Source organism: Roseateles sp. (assembly GCF_965262435.1).
Classification (GTDB): Bacteria; Pseudomonadota; Gammaproteobacteria; order Burkholderiales; family Burkholderiaceae_C; genus Paucibacter_A.
In genome coordinates this window covers 5,053,200-5,077,330 of record NZ_OZ253537.1, presented here as the reverse complement: position 1 = coordinate 5,077,330, position 24,131 = coordinate 5,053,200, and the positions used below count along the sequence as shown (strand labels likewise).

The 24,131-nt window shown below is 65.7% G+C and carries 15 protein-coding genes; 7 read left to right on the top strand and 8 right to left on the bottom strand.

Features of this window, described 5'->3' with window-relative positions; all coding sequences use genetic code 11:
* Window positions 1-8 precede the first annotated feature (8 nt).
* The 4 genes from ACQY39_RS21805 to ACQY39_RS21790 all read right to left on the bottom strand — a co-directional run bounded on the left by ACQY39_RS21805 (window position 9) and on the right by ACQY39_RS21790 (window position 6,146).
* Window positions 9-1,340 (bottom strand): sensor histidine kinase, encoded by a 1,332-nt coding sequence (locus ACQY39_RS21805; protein WP_428509831.1) that lies wholly within the window; start codon window positions 1,338-1,340, stop codon window positions 9-11.
* On the bottom strand, window positions 1,337-2,032 hold the full coding sequence (locus tag ACQY39_RS21800; protein WP_428509829.1) for a response regulator transcription factor: 696 nt from the start codon (window positions 2,030-2,032) through the stop codon (window positions 1,337-1,339). Before ACQY39_RS21800 ends, ACQY39_RS21805 begins: the two co-directional genes overlap by 4 nt.
* Window positions 2,033-2,049: 17 nt before the next feature.
* Window positions 2,050-3,126, bottom strand: coding sequence for a type 1 glutamine amidotransferase domain-containing protein (locus tag ACQY39_RS21795; protein ID WP_428509827.1), 1,077 nt, complete (start codon window positions 3,124-3,126; stop codon window positions 2,050-2,052).
* A gap of 98 nt (window positions 3,127-3,224) precedes the next feature.
* Window positions 3,225-6,146, bottom strand: a complete 2,922-nt coding sequence (locus ACQY39_RS21790) for a PEP-CTERM sorting domain-containing protein (protein WP_428509825.1) — start codon at window positions 6,144-6,146, stop codon at window positions 3,225-3,227.
* Window positions 6,147-6,436: 290 nt separating this feature from the next.
* Between ACQY39_RS21790 and ACQY39_RS21785 the strand changes: the two genes are divergently transcribed.
* Window positions 6,437-6,820, top strand: a complete 384-nt coding sequence (locus ACQY39_RS21785; protein WP_428509823.1) for a response regulator — start codon at window positions 6,437-6,439, stop codon at window positions 6,818-6,820.
* A gap of 117 nt (window positions 6,821-6,937) precedes the next feature.
* On the opposite strand, the gene ACQY39_RS21780 is transcribed toward ACQY39_RS21785, so the two are convergent.
* The 4 genes from ACQY39_RS21780 to ACQY39_RS21765 form a co-directional block, all read right to left on the bottom strand.
* On the bottom strand, window positions 6,938-8,959 hold the full coding sequence (locus ACQY39_RS21780) for a M3 family metallopeptidase (RefSeq protein ID WP_428509821.1): 2,022 nt from the start codon (window positions 8,957-8,959) through the stop codon (window positions 6,938-6,940).
* On the bottom strand, window positions 8,956-9,834 hold the full coding sequence (gene folD, locus ACQY39_RS21775) for a bifunctional methylenetetrahydrofolate dehydrogenase/methenyltetrahydrofolate cyclohydrolase FolD (RefSeq protein ID WP_428509819.1): 879 nt from the start codon (window positions 9,832-9,834) through the stop codon (window positions 8,956-8,958). The genes ACQY39_RS21780 and folD overlap by 4 nt, the downstream gene beginning before the upstream one ends.
* A gap of 204 nt (window positions 9,835-10,038) precedes the next feature.
* A complete protein-coding gene (locus tag ACQY39_RS21770) occupies window positions 10,039-10,662 on the bottom strand; it encodes a response regulator transcription factor (protein ID WP_263518486.1) in 624 nt (207 codons plus the stop codon).
* Window positions 10,659-13,247: a PAS domain S-box protein gene (locus ACQY39_RS21765; RefSeq protein ID WP_428509817.1), complete on the bottom strand. Its 2,589-nt coding sequence runs from the start codon at window positions 13,245-13,247 to the stop codon at window positions 10,659-10,661. Before ACQY39_RS21765 ends, ACQY39_RS21770 begins: the two co-directional genes overlap by 4 nt.
* A gap of 259 nt (window positions 13,248-13,506) precedes the next feature.
* On the opposite strand from ACQY39_RS21765, the gene aceE reads away from it, so the two are divergent.
* From aceE to ACQY39_RS21735, 6 genes are all read left to right on the top strand, one after another.
* Window positions 13,507-16,230, top strand: coding sequence for a pyruvate dehydrogenase (acetyl-transferring), homodimeric type (aceE, locus tag ACQY39_RS21760; RefSeq protein ID WP_428509815.1), 2,724 nt, complete (start codon window positions 13,507-13,509; stop codon window positions 16,228-16,230).
* A 20-nt stretch (window positions 16,231-16,250) separates the two neighbouring features.
* The gene (gene aceF, locus ACQY39_RS21755; protein ID WP_428509813.1) at window positions 16,251-17,945 is read left to right on the top strand and encodes a dihydrolipoyllysine-residue acetyltransferase; all 1,695 of its coding nucleotides are present in this window, start codon (window positions 16,251-16,253) and stop codon (window positions 17,943-17,945) included.
* A 15-nt stretch (window positions 17,946-17,960) separates the two neighbouring features.
* Window positions 17,961-19,778 carry a dihydrolipoyl dehydrogenase gene (gene lpdA / locus ACQY39_RS21750; RefSeq protein WP_428509811.1) on the top strand — a complete coding sequence of 606 codons (1,818 nt, stop codon included), beginning with the start codon at window positions 17,961-17,963 and terminating at the stop codon, window positions 19,776-19,778.
* A gap of 269 nt (window positions 19,779-20,047) precedes the next feature.
* Complete coding sequence (locus ACQY39_RS21745; protein WP_428509809.1) at window positions 20,048-20,821, top strand: serine hydrolase domain-containing protein; 774 nt, start codon at window positions 20,048-20,050, stop codon at window positions 20,819-20,821.
* Window positions 20,818-21,477 (top strand): ABC transporter ATP-binding protein, encoded by a 660-nt coding sequence (locus tag ACQY39_RS21740; RefSeq protein WP_428509807.1) that lies wholly within the window; start codon window positions 20,818-20,820, stop codon window positions 21,475-21,477. The genes ACQY39_RS21745 and ACQY39_RS21740 overlap by 4 nt, the downstream gene beginning before the upstream one ends.
* Window positions 21,478-21,488: 11 nt before the next feature.
* Window positions 21,489-23,951: an ABC transporter permease gene (locus ACQY39_RS21735; RefSeq protein ID WP_428509805.1), complete on the top strand. Its 2,463-nt coding sequence runs from the start codon at window positions 21,489-21,491 to the stop codon at window positions 23,949-23,951.
* The last annotated feature ends 180 nt before the right edge of the window (window positions 23,952-24,131 follow it).

Below are 24,131 nucleotides of genomic sequence, written 5' to 3'. Positions count from 1 at the left end.
GCGCGGGCTCAGAAAGTGGCGCCCGTCTCGGCCCCATCCGCGGGTGGCGGCGCGTCCATCAGGCTGACCGTGGTCCAGCCCGAGGCGTGCTGCAGCTCCAGCCGCAGGCCATGGCGCTCCGCCAGGCGGCGCACGATGGACAAGCCCAGGCCCAGGCCGGCGCTGCCTTCACCTTTGACGCCGGGCTGGCGGCCGGCCGCGTCGGCGCCGAGCAGGGCCTCGGGAGGTGCGACGCTGGCATTGGCAATGCTCAGGCACTGCGCATCGGCGTTGATGCGGATCAGCGGCGATTGCCGGTGCGCCAGGGCGTTGCCGAGCAGATTGGCCAGCAGCAGCTGGGTCAGTGCGGGCGGCCAGGGGCGGGTGAGGGCGGCTGGCACTTGCAGATCCAGCTCGATGCCTTGCTGATCCAGCAAGGGGGCGTGGGCCAGCACCAGCTGTTCGATCTGGGGCAGCAGGGCCAGCGGCTGGGCCTGACCCAAGATCGGGCTCGGGCTGGATTCGCGGGCCAGCGCCAGCAGCAGCTCGACCGTCTGCTGCAGTTGCCACAGCGCTGCGGCCATGGAGTCCAGGCTGGCGCGCTGCTCGGGTAGGGCCGTGCGCTGCAGGCGCTCGCAGGCCAGGCTCAGCACCGCCAGTGGTGTGCGCAGCTCGTGGCTGGCATCGCGGGTGAAGGCTTGTTCGCGGGCGATGAACTCCCGCGTCCGCTGGTTTTGCTGGGCGAGGTGGGCTGCCAGCAGGCCCACCTCATCGTCGCCATAACGCGCCGCCAGATCGGTGGGCAATTGTTCCGGTCGACTCTGCGCGACCGCTTGCGCCAGCCGGGCCAGAGGCGCGCTGGTGCGGCGCGCCAGCCACCAGCCCAGGCCCAGGGCCAGCAGGGCCAGGCCGCCGCCCCAGGCACCCAGCCAGACCAGCAGCTGCCGGCGCATGGGCCGCACGATCAGCTGGCCGCTGACCTCGGCCACCAGCAGGCCGCGGTCTTCGGACAGGGGCCAGAGGTGGTAGTGGCGGCCTTGCTCGCCGCTCAGTTCGCGGGACCGGGGCTCGCGCAGGCGCGCCTGCGCCAGGTCCTCGGGCAGGGCCTGGCCAGGCCGGTACAGGCGGATGAAGTCCTGCGCCGGCTCGCGCCAGCCCTTGCCGGCACGCAGGCTGATGTCTTGGGCTTGAGCTTCCTGGCGCAGGGCGCTGTCGAAGAACTGGTCTTCGACGGTGTAGACAAAAGCCATGGCAAAGAGGCCGAACAAGGCGCTGACCAGCACGGTGTAGCCGGTGAAGGCCAGCATCAGGCGCTGCCGCAGGCGCGCACGGTAGCCGCTGGTGTTGATGCTCAGGTTCATGCGGGAAGGTCCAGGCGCAGACCCACGCTGTGCACGGTCTTGATCAAGGTTTGCGCCGGCCCCAGGGCCTGGCGCAAGGTGTAGAGATGGCTGCGCAAGGCGTCGGACTCGGGCGGCTCGTCGGTCCAGAGGGTGTGCTGCAGCTCGCTGCGGCTGAGCGTGCGTGGGTACGCCTCGGCCAGGGCCAGTAGCAGGCGGTAGGCCTGGCGTGGCAGGGGCGGCAAGACCTGACCCTCGATGCGCACTTCGGCGCTGCGCCGGTCGATCTGCAGCGGGCCGCGTTCCAGCAGGGGGCTGCGGCCCAGCTCGCCACGCCGGGACAGGGCCTGGCAGCGCCAGAGCAGTTCTTCGCCGGCAAAGGGCTTGAGCAGGTAGTCGTCGGCGCCAGCGGCGAAGCCCTGGCCTTTGTCGGCCAGGCTGTCGCGTGCGGTCAGCATCAGCACTGGGATGTGGCGATCGGCTTGCTGGCGCAGGCGCTGGCAGACCTGCAGCCCGTCGAGGCCTGGCAGGCCCAGGTCCAGCAGCAGCACGTCGGGCGGCTGCTCCAGGGCCAGCTGCAGGCCCAGGCGGCCGTCGCTGGCTTCCTCGACGCGCCAGCCGGCGGCCTGTAGCACCTCGACGATCTGGGCGCGCAGCGGCGCGTGGTCTTCGACCACGAGGATGCGCAGGGGTGGGCTGGGCGTCGTCGTCATGGGGCCTTGCTGCTCGATCAGGGTTGGTGGTGATTGACGGTGGCCAGCGATTGTTTCGCTTCCTGGATGGTCAGGCTCAGACGCTCGTGCTTGAAGTGCGGCTCGGCCAGGCGCATCAGCGAAAGCGCTTGGCGGCGGCTCGCATCATCGCCGGCATTCTTGAACTGGTAGACGCCCAGCATGGCGATCAGCTCCATTTTGTAGGCCTTGGCATCGGCGGCCAGCTGCGCTTGCACGGCGGCCTGTTCGCCCTCCAGCCAGCGCTGTGCCAGGCTCATGGTGGCTTCATCGCGGAAGGGCAGGCGAGCCTTGGGCTCCTGACCCAGCGCGCGCAGCACGGCCTCGGTCATGGCGGTGGTGGAGAAGGGGTTCTGGCCGGTGATCAGTCGGCCGTCCACCACCACCTTGGGCATCATCATCGAGGCTTCGTCCCAGCGCGCGCCCTGGGCCTTGAGCTTGTCTTCCAGCAGCCAGGGGAACTGAGCTGCCCACTTCTTCCCGAAGGCCGCTTCTTCCTCGTTGCTGAAACCGGTCAGGCGGCGGCCGGCGACCAGGGGCTGGCCATCGGCGCGCCGCACCTCGGCCAGAGCGGCCGGGCCATGGCAGACCGCGGCGATCACGCCGCCCTGGGCGTCCATCTCGCGCAGCAGCGTCTGCAGGCCGGGGTCTTTGGGCAGGTCGAACATGGCGCCCTTGCCGCCCATGACCATCACGGCGCGGTAGTCGCTGGCCTTCAGTTCGGCGGTGCTGCGGGTTTGCTTCAGGGCGGCCAGGGCCTGTGGGTCGGCAGCCAGGCGGCTGTTGTAATCGTCTGCCGGGTCGTAGCGGTCGGCCTCGACGGCGCCGCCCTTGGGGCTGGCGACCTCGACGCTGAGGCCGTTGGCACGCAGCAGCAGCCAGGCCTGGGCGAACTCGTCCATCTCAAAGCCGGGGCGGGTCTTGCCCTGCTCGCGGCCTTCGCCGCTGACGACGATCAGGACTCTGGCCGGGCTTGCTGTGGAAGCCGTGGCCGCCGAGCTGGGCGAGATGCTGAAGCTCCAGCTGGCAGCAGCGAGCAGGGCGGTGACGAGGCGGTGACGGAGCAAATGCTTCATGTTGGGGTTCCAGACGGTGGGTGTGAGCCGCAGTCTAGAAATCCCCTTGTGAAGCCGATGTCAAGCCGATGTCAAGGCGCCCAGCCGGGCCGCCGGGCTCAGGCCCCGGCTTTGGCGCGCCGGCGGCGCGCGATGAAGCCGATGGCGCCCAGCCCGGCCAGCATCAGTGCATAGCTCTCTGGTTCCGGCACCGCGGTCACCGTGATCGTGCCGTTGGTGTAGAGCTGGCTGTAGTCCAGCTTGGTGCCGGCGGCCAGGCTCAAACCTGAGGCGTTGATGGTCTTGAAGGTGCCGCTGCTGCTGCCCCAGTCGAGCAGGTCAAAGCTCTGGCCGGCTTGCGCCACAAAGCCGTTCCAGGATTTCAAGGTCAAGGTGCCGCCCATCCTCAGGTTGCCGCCGATCACCAGCTTGTCGAAGCTGCTGTCCAAGAGGGGCGAACCCAAGGCGCAGCTTTGTGCCGTGCAGGCGGCGGTGCCACCGATTTCCGCTTCGTAGAAGTTGCTGGAAGCGAAGACCACCGAGCCTTGGATGTAGCCGTAGCCCGGCGAGTTGCCGATGTTCAGGCCGCCTTCGAAGAACATCTTGCCGTCACCGTTGATATTGGATCCGGTGCGTTGTTTCACCAGGCCGGCGAAGGTGGCGACCGAACCTTCTGAGACACGCAGCTCCGCATCACTCATCACCTCGACGCTGCCGTAGAAGCTGGTGTTGCTCTGACCCGAGAGCACGATCTCGCTGCCGGCCTGGGCCACGATATCGGCGCGCACGGCCGAAGTGCCGCCGCTCAGCAGGATCTGGCCCTTGTTGCTCAGCGTGCCCGAGCGCAGGGTGCCGAAGCCGTTGATGCTGCCACCGACTTCGTTGACCAGTGCCCGGCCGTTGTTGTCCAAGGTGCCGCCGCTCAGCTGGATCTGGCCGGCGTTGCTGGCCAGACCCTGGCTGATCAGCAGCTTGCCGCCGTCGCCCGCGGCCAGGATGCCGCGATTGGAACCGACGATCTGGCCGGCCACGGCCAGCGTGCCGCCTTGGGCCTCGATGCTGCCGCTGCTGTCGGCCTGCGCGACGTTGTTGTTGATCTTGCCGAAGCCCTGGATCAGGCCGCGGTTGTCGATCTGGCCACCCGCCAGGTTGGCTGCATTGCTGCTCAGCAAGACCTGACCCCGGTTGACGAAGTTGGCATCGATCTGGGTGCGGCCGGCGTCGACGATCAGGCTGCCGTTGTTGCTGAAGCCCGCGCTGATGCGACCGCTGCCGCTGATGCTGCCTTGGGCCGCGTTCACGACGGAAGCTGTGCCCGAAATGAAGCCGCCGTTCAGGTTCAGGCTGCCGCGGTTGTTCAGGGCTGCACCTTGCAGGCTGAGCGTACGGCCGGCCTGCATGTCCCAGGTGCCCGAGTTCTCATTGAGGCCGGTGCTGCTCAAGACCAGCGTGCCTTCGCCCTGGCGCAGCAGGCCGGCGTTGTTGAAACCGCCGCTGCCGGTGATCACGCCGTAGCCATTCACGATGCCCGAGCTCACGGCCGCACCGGCGGTTCGGAACGTGCCGCCGCTCAACTGCAAGACACCGCTGCTGTTCATCCCGCCCGTGCCGACGCTGAGCTCGCTGAAGCTGCCTACCTCGGCTTGCCCTTGCAGGACCAGGCTGCCCGCGCTGGCGTTGCCGCCGCTCAGGTTCAGGGTGCTGGCGCCGCCGATCGTCAGCGCATTGGCCACGCTCAAGGTCTTGCCGCTGGACAGGGTGCTGAAGGAGGGCAGCAGGGCCGAGCCCAGGCTGGCCTTGTCGGTGTAAGTCAGCACGCCCTTGATCCAGTTGAAGGAGCCACCGCTGGCCACGGAGGCGTTGGCGATCTGCAAGTTGCCGCCATCGAGCGTGAGCACGCCCCGCGCGCCAATCGCCAAGTTTTGCGCCGTCACTTTGCCTGAATCCAGAATGCTCAGTGAAGCTTGGCCGCTTTGGCCGACGAAGAGGCTCGCGGTATTGACCCATTGCGATCCTTGGCCGGTCACCACCACGTTGCCGGTACTGCCGAGCCTGTCTGCAATCACCGAACTGACGTTGCTGGCCACACCACCGTTCTCAATGGTCAAGCTGCCAGAGCCCTGCTCGCCAACCAGGAAGAGCGAACCTGCGCTGTTGAATTGCGAGCCGAGACCGCTGACCAGGAGAGTGCCCTTGCTGTCCGGCGCAGTGCCAAGCTTGGCGCCGTTGCTGATGTTGACCTGGGCGCTGTTTTGAACCGTCAAAACGCCGGTGCCGCTGTGGCCGATGTTGATGTCTCTTGTGCTCAGTTTGGACGAGTTTCCGTCCACCAAGAGCGTCCCTTGGCTGAGCTTGCCCCGCGCGATGTCCAAGATGTCCAGCGTCGCGCTGCTGCCGGCCTTGATGTTCAAGTTCAGTGACTCATTGGCCAGATTGCCCAAGGCCATCGTTCCGCCCTTCTGAATCGCCACGTTGTTGTTCAAGGTCAGCTTGGTGTTGCTACCGGACAGCCAGGCATTGCTGAGCAGCATGCCGTTGCTGCCGCCGTTCCAAATCTGCTCGGCGCTGCCGCCGATCGCCTCCACGGCCACGTTGAAGGTCTGCTTCTGGCCCAGGTTGCTGACGTTGCCGCTCAGCTTCAAGGTGGTCGGCGAAGAGGCTTTGGGTGTCAGGATGAAGTCGGTGGCATCGGCGGTGAAGGAAATGTCCTTCAGCAGCAGGACCTGAGCCGTAGCGCCGGAAATGTCAACGATCTGCAGCGGCGCCTTGTTGCCGTTGTAGACCAGGGAGTCGCCGTCCTTGGGCACGCCGACCGAAGCGCCGCTCCAGTTGCCGGCCGTGCTCCACAAAGCGGTGGGGCCGCCGGGGATGGTGGTCGCACCGGTCCAGGTCCACACGGCGGCCTCTGCCGTGTCGACGATGCCCAGGCTCAGCGCGGTGGCGATGGCCAGGCACAGCGTGGACGGACGAGGCGCGCGCGACAGCGAATTGGTGGGTCGGCGAACTGTGGGGCGCTTGGCCGTGGCGGTGCTGGTGTTCATGGGTGTTCCCTGTGGGCTCTGTATCGTTGGAGGAATGCGGTCGCTGTCATGCCCCGAGAGCTCGCCCAAATCAGGGCTTGTGTCTGGCCACCCAGGCATCAGTACAGCGCACCGCAGTTTCCGAAGATTCGTGCTCGGTGTGTGCGACATAACGCGACGATTCATGACAGCGATGTCGCATCGACTGCAGGAAAGTCATGTAGGGACTGCGGCCCAGCGTCTTACGATCGATGGCCTTGTTCACCTCGGCGCGCGGCCGATGCCTTCCAGAACTTTCCAAGGCGGGTTTGATGCCCAAGTCCTCCTTGCTGCTTGTCGACAGCGATGCTGAGCTCTCCGCCATGCTGCTGCGCCTCTTGCAGGCTGAGGGGTGGGCGGTGCGTGCGGCACTCAATGCTGAGCAGGCCGAGCAGGCCCTTGCGGCGGCCCTGCCTGCGGTTGTGCTGTTGGATGTGATGCTGCCCGATGCCCGTGGCGCGGACTTGTGCCGGCGCTGGCGGGCGGCTTATCCGGACTTGGCCATCCTGATGCTGACCGCGCGGGGCGATGCCTTCGACAGAATGGCGGTCTTGCAGCTAGGTGCCGATGACGCTCTGGCCAAGCCTTTCGAAAAGCGCGTGTTGGTGGCGCGTTTGCGGGCTTTGCTCCGGCGACTGGCACCCCCGGGCTGCTGAATCGGGGGGCGGCCCTCAGCCGAGCGGCGCTCCGCGTGAAAGGCACATGGCTGCCCACTTGAATCCACATACCAGGCCAGACGGCCTAGGCTGGGGGGCATTGCGCCCCCCAGAAGATCAGCTCATGCCTTGATGCCGCAACAAGGCGTCGATCTGTGGCTCACGGCCGCGGAAGGCCTTGAAGCTGTCCATGGCCGGGCGGGAGCCGCCGACTTCCAGGATGTTCTGCAGGTAGCGGCGGCCGGTGTCGGCGTTGAACACCCCTTCCACCTCGAAGGCGCTCCAGGCATCGGCGCTGAGCAGTTCCGCCCATTTGTAGCTGTAGTAGCCGGCCGAGTAGCCGCCCGCAAAGATGTGCGAGAAGCTGTGCTGGCTGCGGTTGAAGTCGGGGGACTTCATCACCGCCACCTCGTGGCGCACCTCGTTCAAGACGGTCTGGATTTGCTCGGCGGAGGCCGTCTCGCCATGCAGGCGCATGTCGAACAGGGCGAACTCGATCTGGCGCAGCGTCTGCATGCCGCTCTGGAAGTTCTTGGCCGCCAGCATCTTGTCGAAGAGCTCGCGCGGCAGGGGCTCGCCGCTGTCGACCTGGGCGGTCAGCTGCTGCAGCACCTCCCATTCCCAGCAGAAGTTCTCCATGAACTGACTGGGCAGTTCGACGGCATCCCACTCGACGCCTGAGATGCCGGAGACGCCCAGCTCGTCCACCTGGGTCAGCAGGTGGTGCAGGCCGTGGCCGAATTCGTGGAACAGGGTGGTGACGTCGTCGTGCGTCAGCAGTGCCGGCCGATCACCCGCAGGCTGCGTGAAGTTGCAGACCAGCTGGGCCACCGGCGTCTGCTGCGTGCCCTCGGGCCGGGCCCAGCGGCTGCGCACCTCGTCCATCCAGGCGCCGGGGCGCTTGCCGGGGCGGGCGTAGAGGTCGAGGTAGAACTGCCCGACCAGGGCGCCATCTCGCTCCAAACGGTAGAACTTGACGGACTCGTGCCAGACCTCGGCGGACTGCTCGCTGATCGTCACCTGGAACAGGCGCTCGATGATGCTGAACAGGCCGGCCAGCACGCGCGGTACCGGGAAATACTGGCGCACGGCTTCGTCGCTGAAGGCGTAGCGGGCTTCCTTGAGCTTCTCGGAGGCGTAGGCCGTGTCCCAGGCCTGAAGCTCGGCCAGGCCCAGCTCGCGGGCCGCGAACTCGCGCAGCTCGGCCAGGTCCTTCTCGGCAAAGGGGCGGGCGCGGCGGGCCAGGTCACGCAGGAAGTCGAGCACCTGCTGCGGCGAATCGGCCATCTTGGCGGCCAGCGAAGCTTCCGCGAAATTGGCGAAGCCCAGCAGGGCGGCTTCTTCCTGGCGCAGTTGCAAGAGCTCTTGCATGACGGCGCTGTTGTCCTGCTCGGGCTTGTCGCCCAGCTCGCTGGCGCGGGTCACATAGGCGGTGTAGAGCCGCTGGCGCAGGCCACGGTGGCTGCCGTACTGCATGACGGGCAAGTAACTGGGGAAATGCAGGGTGAGCTTGTGGCCTTCCTTGCCCTCGGCCTCGGCGGCGGCGCGCGCAGCCTGCACCGCGTCGGCGGGCACGCCGGCCATTTCGTCCGCGCTGGCGTAGTAGGCATAACCGTCGGTGGCGTCCAGCACATGCTCGGAGAAGGTCTGGGCCAGCTCGGCGCTGCGTTCCTGGATGGCGGCGAAGCGGGCCTTGGCCTCGCCCTGCAGCTCGGCGCCGGAGAGCACGAAATCACGCAGCCAGAGCTTGAGTGCCTGCTGGCGTGCCGGGTTCAGCGTGGCCGCGGCCGGGCTGGCGGCGATGGCCTTGTACTTGGCGTAGAGCCGCTCGTCCGAACCTTGGCGGGTGAAGAACTCGGTGACGGCGGGCAGGGCGGCGTTGTAGGCCTCGCGCAGCTCGGGCGTGTTGGCCACGGCATTGAGGTGGCCGACCGCGCCCCAGGACGCACCCAGGCGCTCGGTGGCCACGCCGAGGCTGGCGGACAAGGCCTCGTAATCGGCCGGCGTGGCCTCCGAGGTGGCCAGGGCCAGGGCGGCATCGGCCTCTTTCAGCAACTGCTCGACCGCCGGGGCGATGTGCTCGGGGCGGATGCTGGCGAAGGCCGGCAGGGCGGCGGTGGACAAAAGCGGATTGCTCATACGGCGCCTTCGGCTTGGGCGGCCGCGGCGGCGCGTTCGGCCGACTCCATCGTGTTGACCAGCAGCATGGTGATGGTCATGGGGCCGACGCCGCCGGGCACCGGGGTGATCCAGCCGGCCACGTCCTTGACGCCCGCGAAATCAACGTCGCCGCAGAGCTTGCCTTCATCGTTGCGATTCATGCCCACATCGATGACCACGGCGCCCGGTTTGACCATGTCGGCGGTCAGCACATCGCGCTTGCCCACGGCGGCCACGACGATGTCGGCCTGGCGGGTGTGCTGGGCCAGATCGGCGGTGCCGCTGTGGCAGACCGTCACGGTGGCATTGGCCTGCAGCAGCATCATGGCCATGGGCTTGCCGACGATGTTGGAGCGGCCGATCACCACGGCATGCTTGCCGCGCAGGTCCTTCATGCCGATGCTTTCCAGCATCTTCATGCAGCCGTAGGGCGTGCAGGCCTTGAAGCCAGTCTCGCCGACCATCAGCGCGCCGGCGCTCTCGATTGCGAAGCCGTCCACGTCCTTGGCCGGCGAGATGGCCTCGATGACCTTGTGGGAGGCTATGTGCTTGGGCAGGGGCAGCTGCACCAGGATGCCGTGGATGGCGGGGTCCTTGTTCAGGGCCTCGACGCGGGCCAGCAGTTCGGCTTCGCTCATGGTCGCTTCGTACTTTTCCAGCACCGAGTGCAGGCCGGCGTCGGCGCAGGCCTTGACCTTGTTGCGCACATAGACCTGGGAGGCCGGGTTGTCGCCCACCAGCACCACGGCCAGGCCCGGTTTCAGGCCCTTGGCCGTCAGCGCCGCAGCGCGTTGCGCCACTTCGGCGCGGACTTGTTGGGACAGGGCGTTGCCGTCGATCAATTGGGCGGTCATGGTGTGCGTCTCGTGATGGGTGCGGCTGGAGGTGAATCTGAGGTGAACAAGTGAACGGGTGAACAGGTTAAGGGACGGCCGCCCGTCTCGTGCCCACGTGTTCACTTGTTCACCAATTCACCTGTTCACTTCTATCCAGCCATCTGGTTTGAAAATGCAAAAGGCCGCTGATCACGCAGCGGCCTCGGTCGGGTCAGATGGGGCTCAGGCCTTGGCCGGTGCGCCCAGGGCGATCTTGAGCAGATCGGCCACCGTGTTGGCGTTCAGCTTTTCCATGATGTTGGCGCGGTGCGCTTCCACCGTCTTGATGCTGATGCCCAGGTCGTCGGCGATCTGCTTGTTCAGGCGGCCGGCAACGATGCGCTCCAGCACCTGGGATTCACGCGTGGTCAGGCGCGAGAGCAGGGCGTCGCGGCTGGCGGCTTCCTGGTGGGTGGAGAAGGCGTTGCGGGCCTGGTCCAGCATGCGCTCGACCAGGGCCACCAGTTCTTCTTCCTTGAAGGGCTTTTCGATGAAGTCCATCGCGCCCTTCTTCATGGTCTGCACCGCCATCGGCACATCGCCGTGGCCGGTGATGAAGACCACGGGCAGGGGGCTGTGGCGCTCGATCAGGCGGTCTTGCAGCTCCAGGCCGCTCATGCCTTCCATGCGGATGTCGGCGATCAGGCAGGCGACTTCGCGGGGGTCATAGCGGCTGAGGAAGGATTCGGCGGAGTCGAAGCACTTGACCCGGTAGTCCTTGCCTTCGAGCAGCCATTGCAGCGAGTCGCGTACGGCCTCGTCATCATCGACGACGTAGACATTGCCCTTCTTCGGAATCAGACTCATGGTGTCGCTTGTTTGTTTACTGCGGATCCTTCGGATCCTGTCGTCGGCCCGAGCGGCCCATTCGCCAGAGGCGGGTCAACTCGGGAGATGTCTACCGGGATGCTGAAGGCGAACCTGCAGCCTACAACAGCCTCGCCATTGTATAAGTTCTCAGCACGGATCCGACCCTGGTGAGACTCCACGATAGACCGGCATAACCCTAGGCCGATGCCCAATCCATCGGCCTTGGTCGAGAAGAAAGCCTCGTACATCCGGGAGATCACCTCCTCGGGCATGCCCGGGCCCATGTCGGTGACGCTGAAGTCGATATGGCCCCCGAGTTCGGGGGTGTGCTTGGGCACCACGCGCAGTTCGATGTGGCGGCGCGACACCGGCAGGCCGGCGTTGTCGATCGCCTCGGCCGCGTTCTTGAGCAGGTTCATCAAGACCTGTTCGATCAGGATGGGGTCCACCATCAGGGTCGGCAGTCGCTGCGCGATGTAGGTGTGGATGGCCACATTGCGGCGGCGCAGTTCGATGCCGGCCAGCTCGACCGCATCCTCGACGATGTCAAAGGCCTGGGCCGCTTCTCGCTTGGGCTCGCTGCGTTTCACGAAGTTGCGAATGCGGTGGATGATCTGGCCGGCGCGCTGTGCTTGCTTGGCGGTTTTTTCCAGCGCGGCCAGCAGGTCGTCCTTCTGGATGCTGTCATTGCGCACCCGCGAGACCATGCCGTTGCAGTAGTTGGTGATGGCGGTCAGTGGTTGGTTCAGCTCATGGGCCACGCTGGAGGCCATTTCGCCCATGGTCATCAGGCGGCTGGTCATCTGCGCCTTCTCGGCCTGGCTGGCGGCCTGGGCTTCGGCATGGCGGCGGGTGGTGATGTCGGTGGCGATCAACATCTGCGCCAGGCGGCCGTCGGTCCATTGCAGATAGCGCGAGCGCACGTCGAACCACATCTCCAGCGACTCGACAAACACCTCGCGCGGGTCCGAGCCCATTTCGGTCAGGGCCTGGGCGGGCAGGCCGCTGTAGTCGTCCACATCTTCGTCAGCATCCGGGCCGCTGCTGCGGCCCAGCTGGCTGCCCGAAAGCAGGGCATGGCCGGCCGGGTCGGCGCCGAACCAGAGCCGGTAGCTGCGGTTGGCGAACAGCAGCTCACCTTGTTGCACCGAGAGCACCGACACGGCCGCGTCCAGGCCTTCCAGCACGGTGGTGAAGCGCTCGTGCGAGGCGGACAGCTGGTCGCGCACGCGCTTGGCCTCGGTGATGTTGGTCATCGAGGTCATCCAGCCGGTCTGCTTGCCCTTGCTGTCCACCAGGGGTGAGATGTAGACGCGGCCGTCGAAGATGGTGTGGTCCTTGCGCAGGATCTTCACCTCGACGCCACCAGCCGGGCTGCGCCCTTGCAGCTCTTGCTGCAGCAGGCGGGCGTTTTCCTCCAGGCGGTCGGGCGGCCAGAAGGGGAAGGGCGGCTTGCGGCCGATCAGCTCGGCTTCCGAGAAGCCGGTCATGGCGCAGAAGGCCGGGTTCACATAGGAGATGCGCGACTCCATGTCCATGGCGCGCATCCCGGTCAGCATGGAGTTCTCCATGGCGCGGCGGAAATTGGTTTCGCTGGACAAGGCGTTCTGGATATGCAGGCGCCGGCGCATGTGCTTCCAGGTACCCAGAAGCATCCAGACGGTCAGCACCGAGAGCGCCACCACCATCCAGAACAAGGTGTTGCTGATCAGGCCGATCGAGGTGCGGTAGCCCTCGCCGCGCAGCACCAGGCCATTCATGGCTGGGGCCAGCGGCACCTCATGCTGGATCAGGGCGCGCTTGGGGCGCTTGCCCGGCATCTGTGTGACGGTGCTGGCGACGACCTGCTCGCCGGCGTCGAGGATGGCCACCACATGGCGGGTCGCCACCTCGCTGGGCACGTAGTAGCGCAGCAGGGCTTCGATCGAGTATTCGGCGATCAGCACGCCGGCAAAGCCGCTGCGATCGATCAGGGGCACGTGGATCTGGAACACCCGGGTGCCGATGTTGTCGGCAAAGGGCGGTGAGTAACTGGGCTGGCGACGTTCGCGCGCCGCCTGGAAGGCCAGCTCGGCCGGGTTGCTCTGGTTGGCCAGGGGCATGGAGGGGTCATGGCCTTCGGCCGACATCAGGGAGTCGTCTTGGAAGCCAGCGCCGCTGACGCTGGCGCGTGCCTCTCGGCGATTGCTCAGCCAGGTGATGTGGGTGATCTCGGGCCGGTCGCGGGCGAAAGCCTTGGCCTGGGCGCTGAACTCCTGGGTGTCGACCGCGCGGGTGACGATCTCGCGGGCGATGCGCAGCAGCTGTTCCTGGTTGTCATTGAGGCGCACGCGGATCTGCTGCTGGGCGATCTCGCTGTCGCGCTTGACGGCCTCCGACTCGCGCTCGATTTCCTCGTTTCGCAGGTACCAGAAGGCCAGGATGATGGCGGTCAGGAAGAGCAGGACGGAGATCAGCGGGCCCAGGGTGGCGAAGCGGTCCTGCCGCGAAGGCGACTGGCTGAGCCACCAGCGCACCAGCACCCGGCGCAGGGGCTGAACCATCTGGCGCGCAGCGCCTTGGAGATCGGTAAGAAAAGACATAGCGGGCGATTATCCGGGTGCGGCATGCGCTTTTCGGCTGACACCGGTTTGTAACTTGTTTCGCAATATGAAATGCATTCGCACCATTTGAGAGTGGGCAAATCTTGTGAGACACTCGCCGCAAACGCACACGACGTTCAAGCCGTTGCTTTGTCCGGAGCTTTGTCCGGGCAAGGTTTTTTAGCCTGGGGACGGGCAGTGAAGCTGGCGCAAAACCAGCCGCTGCATGCCCCTCGAGTCAAATCTTCGGAGACAAGCCATGTCCGCGCAGCCCCAGTCCTTTCTAGGCGCAGCCGCCAATGACACCGATTCGCTGGAAACCAAGGAATGGCTGGACGCTCTGTCCGCCGTCATTGGTGAAGAAGGTGGTGAACGTGCCCATTTCCTGCTGAACACCCTGATCGAGCATGCCCGCCAGTCCGGCATCGACGTGCCCTTCTCGGCCACCACGGCCTATGTGAACACCATTCCTGCCGAGCAGGAAGCGCGTTGCCCCGGCAATATCGAGATCGAGAAGCGCCTGCGCGCCTATATGCGCTGGAACGCCATGGCCATGGTCGTGCGCGCCAACCGCCTGAACCCTGCCGACGGCGGCGATCTGGGCGGCCACATCGGCTCCTTCGCTTCGCTGGCCTCCATGTTGGGCGCCGGCTTCAACCATTTCTGGCATGCCGAGAGCGCCGAACCAGGCAAAGAGCACGGCGGCGACCTGCTCTACATCCAAGGCCACAGCGCCCCCGGCGTCTATGCACGCGCCTTCCTGGAAGGCCGCCTGAACGAGGCGCAGCTGGACAACTTCCGCCAGGAAGTCGACGGCAAGGGCCTGTCCAGCTACCCGCATCCGAAGCTGATGCCCGAGTTCTGGCAGTTCCCGACCGTGTCCATGGGCCTGGGCCCCTTGATGGCCATCTACCAGGCGCGCTTCCTGAAGTACCTGCATGCACGCGGCATTGCGAACACCGAGAACCGCAAGGTCTGGGCCTTCATGGGCGACGGCGAGATGGACGAGCCGGAGTCCTTGGGTGCCATCGGCCTGGCCGCACGCGAAGGCCTGAACAATCTGGTCTTCGTCATCAACTGCAATCTGCAGCGCCTGGACGGTCCGGTGCGCGGCAACGGCAAGATCATCCAGGAACTCGAAGGCGAGTTCCGCGGCAGCGGCTGGAAGGTCATCAAACTGATCTGGGGCAAGGGCTGGGACGAGCTGCTGGCGCGCGACAAGAGCGGCAAGCTCAAGCAGCTGATGATGGAAACCGTGGACGGCGACTACCAGGCCATGAAGGCCAATGACGGTGCCTACGTCCGCAAGCACTTCTTCGGCAAGTACCCCGAGACCGCCAAGCTGGTCGAGCACATGAGCGACGAGGAGATCTTCGAGCTGCGCCGTGGTGGCCACCAGCCCGAGAAGGTCTTCGCCGCTTTCCATGCCGCCCACAACAACGACTCCAAGCAGCCGACCCTGCTGCTGGTCAAGACCGTCAAGGGCTACGGCATGGGCAAGGCCGGTGAAGGCAAGAACACCGTCCACCAGACCAAGAAGCTGACCGACGAGGACATCAAGTACATCCGCGACCGCTTCGGCATCCCGATTCCCGACAGCGAGCTGCCCAAGCTGCCTTACTACAAGCCGGCCGACGACACGCCCGAGATGCGCTATCTGCACGAGCGCCGCAAGGCCCTGGGCGGCTACCTGCCGCAGCGCCGCGTCAAGGCCGACGAGAGCTTCAGCGCACCGCCGCTGGACACCTTCAAGGCCGTGCTCGAGCCGACCGCCGAAGGCCGCGAGATCTCGACCACTCAGGCCTACGTGCGCTTCCTGACCCAGTTGCTGCGTGACAAGGACCTGGGCCCGCGCGTCGTGCCCATCCTGGTTGACGAGGCCCGCACCTTCGGCATGGAAGGCCTGTTCCGCCAGATCGGCATCTACAACCCCGCAGGTCAGAACTACACCCCGGTCGACAAGGACCAGGTGATGTACTACCGCGAGGCCAAGGACGGCCAGATCCTGCAAGAAGGCATCAACGAAGCCGGCGGCATGGCCAGCTGGATCGCTGCGGCCACCAGCTACTCGACGAACAACCGGGTCATGATCCCGTTCTACGTCTACTACTCGATGTTCGGCTTCCAGCGCATCGGTGACCTGGCCTGGGCGGCCGGCGATATGCAGGCGCGCGGCTTCCTGCTGGGCGGCACTTCGGGCCGCACCACCCTGAACGGCGAAGGCCTGCAGCACGAAGACGGCCACAGCCACATCCTGGCCGGCACGATTCCGAACTGCATCAGCTATGACCCGAGCTTCGCGCACGAAGTGGCGGTGATCATGCAGCACGGCCTCAAGCGCATGGTGGAAGACCAGGAGAACGTCTACTTCTACATCACCCTGCTGAACGAAAACTACGCCATGCCGGGCCTCAAGGTCGGCACCGAGGCGCAGATCCTCAAGGGCATGTATCTGCTGGAAGAAGCCCAGGCTGGCACGGCCCTGACGGTCAATCTGCTCGGCTCCGGCAGCATCCTGCGCGAAAGCCAGGCGGCCAAGGTCTTGCTGGAGCAGGAGTGGGGCGTGGGCGCCCATGTCTGGAGCTGCCCGAGCTTCAACGAGCTGGCCCGCGATGGCCAGAACGCCGAGCGCTGGAACCTCTTGCACCCGACCGAGCTGTCCTGCGTGCCCTTCGTGACCCAACAGCTGAGCCGCACCAGCGGCCCGGTCGTGGCCTCGACCGACTACATGAAGAACTACGCGGAACAGATCCGCGCCTTCATCCCGGCCGGCCGCAGCTTCAAGGTGCTGGGTACCGATGGTTTCGGCCGTTCGGACTTCCGCTCCAAGCTGCGCGAGCACTTCGAAATCAACCGCCACTACATCGTCGTCGCCGCGCTCAAGAGCCTGGCCGATGAAGGCAAGATCCCGGCCGCCAAGGTGGCCGAGGCGATTGCCAAGTACGGCCTCAACGTCAACAAGATCAACCCCCTGTACGCTTGATCGCGCTCGCGGAGACAGACATGGCATTGGTAGAAGTGAAAGTTCCCGACATCGGGGACGTCAAGGACGTGGCGGTGATCGAGCTGCTGGTCAAGGTGGGCGACACGGTGTCCGTGGAGCAAAGCCTGATCACCGTCGAGAGTGACAAGGCCTCGATGGAGATCCCCAGCACCCACGCCGGCGTGGTGCGGGAGATCAAAGTGGCCCTGGGCGACAAGGTCAATGAAGGCAGCCTGGTGCTGCTGGTCGAGGCTGCGGGCTCGGCCGCTGTTGCTGTGCCGGCTGCCGCTCCTGCTGCGGCAGCTGCTGCTGCACCGGCTCCGGTCGCTGCAGCCCCTGTGGCCGCCGCCCCGGCGGCAGCGAGCAGCCTGGTCGAAGTGTTCGTGCCCGATATCGGCGATTTTGAGTCGGTGGCGGTGATCGAGGTCTTCGTCAAGGTCGGTGACAGCATCAAGGTCGAGCAAAGCCTGATCACGGTCGAGAGCGACAAGGCCTCGATGGAGATCCCGTCTTCGCACGCCGGTGTGATCAAGGAATTCAAGGTCAAGCTCGGCGACAAGGTGGCCAAGGGCTCGCTGCTGGCGCTGGTGGAAGTGCAGGGCGCTGCTGCTGCGGCACCTGTGGCCGCTGCGCCTGCCGCAGCTGTACCTGCGCCTGCTGCTGCGCCCGTGGCCGCTCCGGCTGCCGCCGCCGTGGTGGCCGCGCCGGCTGCTGCTGTTGCCGTTCCCGCTCACGACCCGAGCGTGCTCAAGGGCAAGCTGCCGCACGCCTCGCCCAGCATCCGCCGCATGGCGCGCGAGCTGGGTGTTCCTTTGGATGAGGTCAAGGGCACGGGCCCGAATGGCCGCATCCAGGAGCAAGACCTGCAGGCCTTCGTCAAGGCCGTGATGGCTGGCGCGCTGCAGACCGTGGCGCAGAAGGCTACGGCACCTGCTGCCGCACCGGCTTCGGCTGGTAGCGGACTGGCTGGCCTGCTGCCCTGGCCCAAGGTGGACTTCGAAAAGTTCGGCGCGATCGAGCGTAAGGACCTCAGCCGCATCAAGAAGATCAGCGGTGCCAATCTGCACCGCAACTGGGTGGTCATCCCGCATGTGACCAACCATGACGATGCCGACATCACCGAGCTCGAAGCCTTCCGTGTTCAAACGAACAAGGAAAACGAGAAGAACCCGGCGGCGGTCAAGGTCACCATGCTGGCCTTCATGATCAAGGCGGCCGTGGCGGCTCTCAAGAAGTTCCCCGAGTTCAATGCCTCGCTGGAAGGCGAGGGCGACGCCCAGAAGCTGGTGTTGAAGAAGTACTTCCACATCGGCTTCGCGGCGGACACGCCCAACGGCCTGGTCGTGCCGGTGATCAAGGACGCTGACAAGAAGGGCATCTTCGAGATCAGCGCCGAAATGGGCGAGCTGGCCAAGAAGGCGCGCGACGGCAAGCTGGGCCCGGCCGAGATGAGCGGTGGCTGCTTCACCATCTCGTCCCTGGGCGGCATCGGTGGTCGTTACTTCACCCCCATCATCAATGCGCCGGAAGTGGCCATCATGGGCGTGTGCAAGAGCCAGATCGAGCCCAAGTGGGATGGCAAGGCCTTCCAGCCGCGCCTGATGCTGCCGCTCAGCTTGAGCTGGGACCACCGCGTCATCGACGGCGCGGCCGCTGCGCGCTTCAATGTCTACTTCGCTTCGCTGCTGGCCGACTTCCGCCGCATCGTGCTCTGACCGGAGAACCCTGACATGGCATTGGTTCAAGTACAAGTTCCCGACATCGGCGACTTCAAGGATGTGGCCGTCATCGAGCTGCTGGTCAAGGTCGGTGACACGGTCAAGGTCGAGCAAAGCCTGGTGACCGTGGAGTCCGACAAGGCCTCGATGGAGATCCCGTCCTCGCATGCCGGCGTGGTCAAGGAAGTCAAGGTCGCGCTGGGTGACAAGATCAACCAGGGCACGCTGTTGCTGGTGCTGGAGTCCGAAGTGGCTGCGGCGCCGGCGCCTGCTGCTGTTGCTCCTGTTGCCCCAGCCGCTTCCCCCGTGGCGGCCCCCGTAGCCGCGCCAGCTCCCGCCTTCGTCCCCGCCGCCGGCAGCTACAGCGGCCCGGTTGATCTGGAAGCCGATGTGTTGGTGCTGGGCGCCGGCCCCGGCGGCTACTCGGCCGCCTTCCGCGCGGCCGATCTCGGTTTGAAGGTCGTGCTGGTGGAGCGTTATGCCACCCTGGGCGGCGTCTGCTTGAATGTGGGCTGCATCCCGTCCAAGGCCTTGCTCCATGTGGCTGCGGTGATGGACGAGGTCTCGCACCTTGGTGATCTGGGCGTGGACTTCGGCGCCCCGACCGTCAACATCGACAAGCTGCGCGGCCACAAGGAAAAGGTCATCGGCAAGCTGACCGGCGGCCTGGCGGCCATGGCCAAGATGCGCAAGGTCACCACCGTGCGCGGCTATGGCAACTTCATCGACGCCTTCCATGTGGAAGTCGAAGAAACCGCCGGCGAGGCCCAGGCCAAGACCGGCGCCAAGAAGGTGGTTCGCTTCAAGCAAGCCATCATCGCGGCCGGCTCGCAAGCCGTGCGCCTGCCCTTCTTGCCCCAAGATCCGCGCATCGTCGACTCGACCGGCGCGCTGGAACTCAAGGGCACGCCCAAGAAGATGCTGATCATCGGTGGCGGCATCATCGGCCTGGAAATGGGCACGGTCTACTCGACCCTGGGTGCACGCCTCGATGTGGTCGAGATGCTGGACGGGCTGATGCAGGGCGCCGACCGCGATCTGGTCAAGGTCTGGCAGAAGATGAACGCCAAGCGCTTCGACAACATCATGTTGAAGACCAAGACCGTCGGTGCCGAGGCCACGCCTGAAGGCATCAAGGTGCAGTTCGAGGGCCTGGACGGTACCAAGAGCGAAGGCGTCTACGACTTCGTGCTGCAAGCCGTGGGCCGCACGCCCAATGGCAAGAAGATCGCCGCTGAGAAGGCCGGCGTGGCGGTGACCGACCGTGGCTTCATCAATGTGGACGTGCAGATGCGCACCAATGTGCCGCACATCTTCGCCATCGGCGATGTGGTCGGCCAGCCCATGTTGGCGCACAAGGCGGTGCACGAGGCCCATGTGGCGGCCGAAGTGGCAGCCGGTGCCATCCTCGGCGACGCGCATTTGTCCAAGAGCCAGTTCGACGCTCGCGTGATTCCGAGCGTGGCCTACACCGACCCGGAAGTGGCGTGGGTGGGTCTCACCGAAGACCAGGCCAAGGCCCAAGGCATCAAGGTCAAGAAGGGCTTGTTCCCCTGGACCGCCTCGGGCCGCGCGATCGCCAACGGCCGCGACGAAGGCTTCACCAAGCTGCTCTTCGATGAAGAGACCCACCGCATCGTCGGCGGCGGCATTGTCGGCACCCACGCCGGCGACATGATCGGCGAGATCGCCCTGGCCATCGAGATGGGTGCCGACGCGGTCGACATCGGCAAGACCATCCACCCGCACCCGACGCTGGGCGAAAGCATTGGCATGGCGGCGGAAGTGGCGCATGGGTCTTGCACGGATTTGCCGCCGGCGAGGAAGTAAGTAAGCCCCGCTTCAAGCGCTACTGAAAAAGCCCGGTCCGGCGATGGATCGGGCTTTTTGCGTTCTGCGACGCGCCTGTGGATGATGGTGTGCCAGGCGAGCCGGATGGGCGTTTGCCGCTCGCGACTTCGCCAGCCGGCTTTCCGATTCGACCCTCTGGGACCTGTCGATCCTTGACGGGCCGACAAGGGCCGTGCCGTCGCCTCTTCACATCGCGTTCACACCCGCCTCACTAATCTGCGACGGTCTCCACCTATCGGACCGAATCCATGCAGAAAACCAATCTGTGCAAACTGGCCCTGAGCCTGTTCCTGTTCAGCACAGCCAGCTTCGCCGACCCGCTGTTCTCGCAGAATTTCGAGGTCTTGATCAAGCAGCACGAACTGCCCGGCGCGGTCGTCTTGATCAAGCGCGGAGACGCCACCATTCACCATCAGGCCTACGGTGCGGTGAATTGCGAGCACGTCAGCGAGATGTGGAAGGACGCCATCTTCCGCATCCCCACCGTGAGCGAGCCGATCACGGCGTTCGCCCTGCTGCAACTCGTGGATCAGGGCAAGGTGTCGCTGGACGATGACATTCGAAAACACCTGCCCGACTTCGCTCTGTTCGAGCACGAGGGCAAGCCCCAGCTCGTCACCCTCCGTCAGCTGCTCTCGCACACCGCCGGTTTCGGCTACGGCGGCGGCATCCAAAACTGGATCGACATTCGCTACCTGCTGGCGAATCCACTGAGTCGACGCAAGAGCTTGCGCGAGATGGTGGGCGATCTTTCCGGCATCGAGCTCAAGTTCGGGCCGGGCCAGCGCATCGAATACAGCATGGCCAGCGACGTCCAGGTCGCCCTCATCGAAGCGGTGACCCGGATGCCCCTGGACGCCTACCTGCAAATGATTGGGATGATGCAGGTCGAGGACGGCTGGATGGCTTCGGACCGGTGGATGAGCACCGAAGTGCATGACTTGCCGAAGCGCCAGGCCAGCGCGTCGTCTCGCGCTGTCGCCAGCCAGTTGCGCACCTCGGACGACCGGAGTGCCCTATGACGGACACCATCGAGTTGAGGGACATCTGCCATCACTTCGATGCGGGCCGCGAACGCATCGAGTTGTTTCGCGGGCTCTCCTTTACGGTTCGCGGCCATGAGACGGTGGCGATCATCGGCCCATCCGGCGCGGGCAAGTCCAGCCTTCTGTCGATTGCCGCAGGCCTGGAGCGGCCGGCGGGCGGCACGGTGTGCTGCACCCTCGACGGGGCGTCGGCCGACGCATGGGCCTTGCGCGCCCGCTCCGGCTTCATCTTCCAGCAGTTTCACCTGCTCCCGGAACTCGATGCCATCGGCAACCTGGCCTTGCCGCTTCGCCTGAAGGGTCACCTCGACGCCTTCGCTGTCGCTGCCCGGTGGCTCGAACGCGTGGGACTGAAGGACCGGGCCCGGCACCGGCCCCACCAGCTGAGCGGTGGCGAGCAGCAGCGCGTCGCGGTGGCGAGGGCCTTCGTCACGGCCCCGCGCTTCATCTTCGCCGATGAGCCCACCGGCAACCTGGACGTGCAGACCGCCGAGAGCGTGGCGGCCCTGATGTTTGACTGTGCGCGAGAGACAGGCTGCGGGCTCGTGATCGTGACGCACAGCAAGCCGCTGGCCATGCGGGCCGACAAGACCTGGCTGCTTGCGGCCGGGCGGCTGGAGGCGGCGGCGTGAGCAGGCTCAAATTGACCCTGGAGAACAGCGTGCGAAGCCTGCAGGATGCCGACGGGCGCATCAGCTTTGCCACGCAGACGGTCCTGCTCTTCTTTCTCTTGACGCTGACGCTCGCCAGCGCGTCGATCCAGCGCTATCTGGCCGACAACCTCGATCAGATGCTGGGCTCGGACCTGGTCGTTGAAACGCACACGCCATGGAAGGCAGACGATGAGCTGAGGATCCGGTCGCTGGCACAGCGCGTGTCGGTCACGCAGTTGACGGACATCACCCTCACGCATCGGGAGGCCTGGGCCCGTGTGCGCTTGAAGCTCGTTGACGAGGCCTACCCCTTGCAGGGCAGTCTGCAGGTCGGCGACACGCCGCTGGATCCACCCCGCGCGACTCGCGAAGGCCCGAGAGTGGGAGAGATCTGGCTCGACCCGAGGCTGGCCGTGCAGCTTCGGGCGCAAGCCGGTGAAAGCCTGCGCGTCGGTGGCGCCGACTTGCGGTTCACTGGTGTGCTGCATCATGAACCCGACCGCATCCTGGAAGGCCACAGCACGGCCCTGCGTGCGATGGTGCATGCCCAGAGCCTGCCTGGCACCTTGATCAGCGACGGCAGGGCTCGCACGCGTCACCTGATCGCAGCCGACGAAGCGCAGCAAGCCGAGATCAAGGGCTGGGTGCGCGAGGCGCTGCCGGGTGCCCAGCTGATCCAGAGAGTCGGTGGCCAACACCCGCTCGCCGGCTTCTGGAAACGGGCCGAGAACTTCCTCGGTCTCGCGTCCGTCATCCTGTTCTTCCTGGGCGCCGTGGCCCTGGACATGAGCAATCGCCGCTGGCTCGCAAAGACACGCTTTCGGCTGGCGATCTATTCCAGCTTTGGCGTACGCACCCGCACCGGCATCCTGATGGCCCTGGGCGAGTGGCTGGTCGGCTTCATTCTGGCGGCCCTCGTCGCCAGCATTCTGGCCACATGGGCCCACAGCGTGATCGTCGCCCAATTGCAGGAGCACTTCCCCGGGCTTCGAGCGACACACCCCTGGCGGCCTGGCATGAAGACCGTCGGCCTGGTCTTCCTGCTGCTGCTGGCGCTCCAGGTCCCCAGCTTTCTTCAGCTGGCCCGCGCCTCCTTGACCGGGCTCCTTCGCAATCCGGCCCCAAGCCATGAGCTGGGACATCGGCTGTTCTGGAGCACCGCGTCCGTCGCTTTCCTGGCCTGGGCGTACTCCGACAACGGGCTGCTGACCGGTCTGACGCTGGCGGCCATGGCCTTGGCGCTGGCACTGATGGCGGTCCTGACGTGGGCGGTGGTCCGGGCGGGTGATCTGTGGGGGCGTCGGCGCACCGGTCTGCTTCCCTTCGCGCTCTTCATGATGCGCCAGCGCCTGTTCTCGAAATCGGCGCAGGTGCTGGGTCTGGGCTTGTGCGGACTGCTGCTTCTGTTCACGCTGATGCTGATGCGGGATCTGGGCGCGACGATGGAAAGCCATCGACGCACCCATGATGGCAATCTCCTGATTGCGCAAGCGCAGGGCGAGCAGATCGATGCGATTCATCGTTGGGCACAGGAGACCGGCAGCAGCGTCCGCACGCTGCGGCCCTTCGTCTTTGCCCAGCTTGTCGCCGTGAACGGCAAGCCGCTTGCCGATCCCGCCCGCAAGCCCAGCGACTCCCTGGCACAGCTCCAGGACCCGATACGCTTGAGCTGGACGGACGAATTGCCCGGCAACAACCGTCTCGTCGGCGGCCAGTGGTGGGCGGCAGGTACCGACCGGTGGCAGCAGATCTCCGCCGAACCCGACGTCATGAGCGACTTGGGGCTCGACTACGGCGACACGCTCAGGTACCGGATCGGCAGCGAATTTCACGAGTTCAAACTCGTGGCCAGTCACGCCCCGCAACCGGGCGGTGGGTCCATCACGTTCTGGTTCCAGGTCCCGTCTTCCGCCCGCTCGCACATGCAGGCCCTAACGCAGCACATGGGCAGCATGGAACTGCCGGCATCGGCCTGGAACACCCTGGCCGACCTGTGGCAGCAACACCCCACGCTGTCACTGGTGCCGCTGCGGGAGCTGACCGAGCGATTCGACCAGACGATCGGCATCCTCACGAAGGTGACCTTTGGCTACGCGGCCATGGTGCTTTTGCTGTCGCTCCTTGTCCTCGCGGCGTCGGTGAGCGGCTTCAGCGACGATGACCGCCAGAAGAACGGCTTGCTGATGAGCATGGGGCTCAGGAGGAGCGATTGCCTCTGGCTGAACTTCCAGGACTGGTGTGTCACGGCCCTGATCGCGGCCACGGGGGCCGTCGTGGGCACGTGGGGCGCCGGCCTGCTGATCTACCGCACCCAATTCAATCTGAGTTACAACCCCGACCCGCTGTGGGTGACGGGGATGGTCCTTGTCATGGTGGCGTCCGTGTGCCTCGTGGGCCATGCGGCCTGTCGTCGCAGCCTGAAGGTTTCGGTGCGGGACCTGCTTTCGACATAGACCCGCGCAGCGATACGGCAAGGCCGGCTGGCGGCCACCGTAGGCTGCGCACATGGGCGGCGGAGGCATGATTGGGGCGATGCTGACGATGCAAGCGCCCTGGCCATCGAGGTGGGCGCCGACACGGTGGACATCGGCAAGACCATCCCCCCGCATCCCACGCTGATGGATCGCATCGGC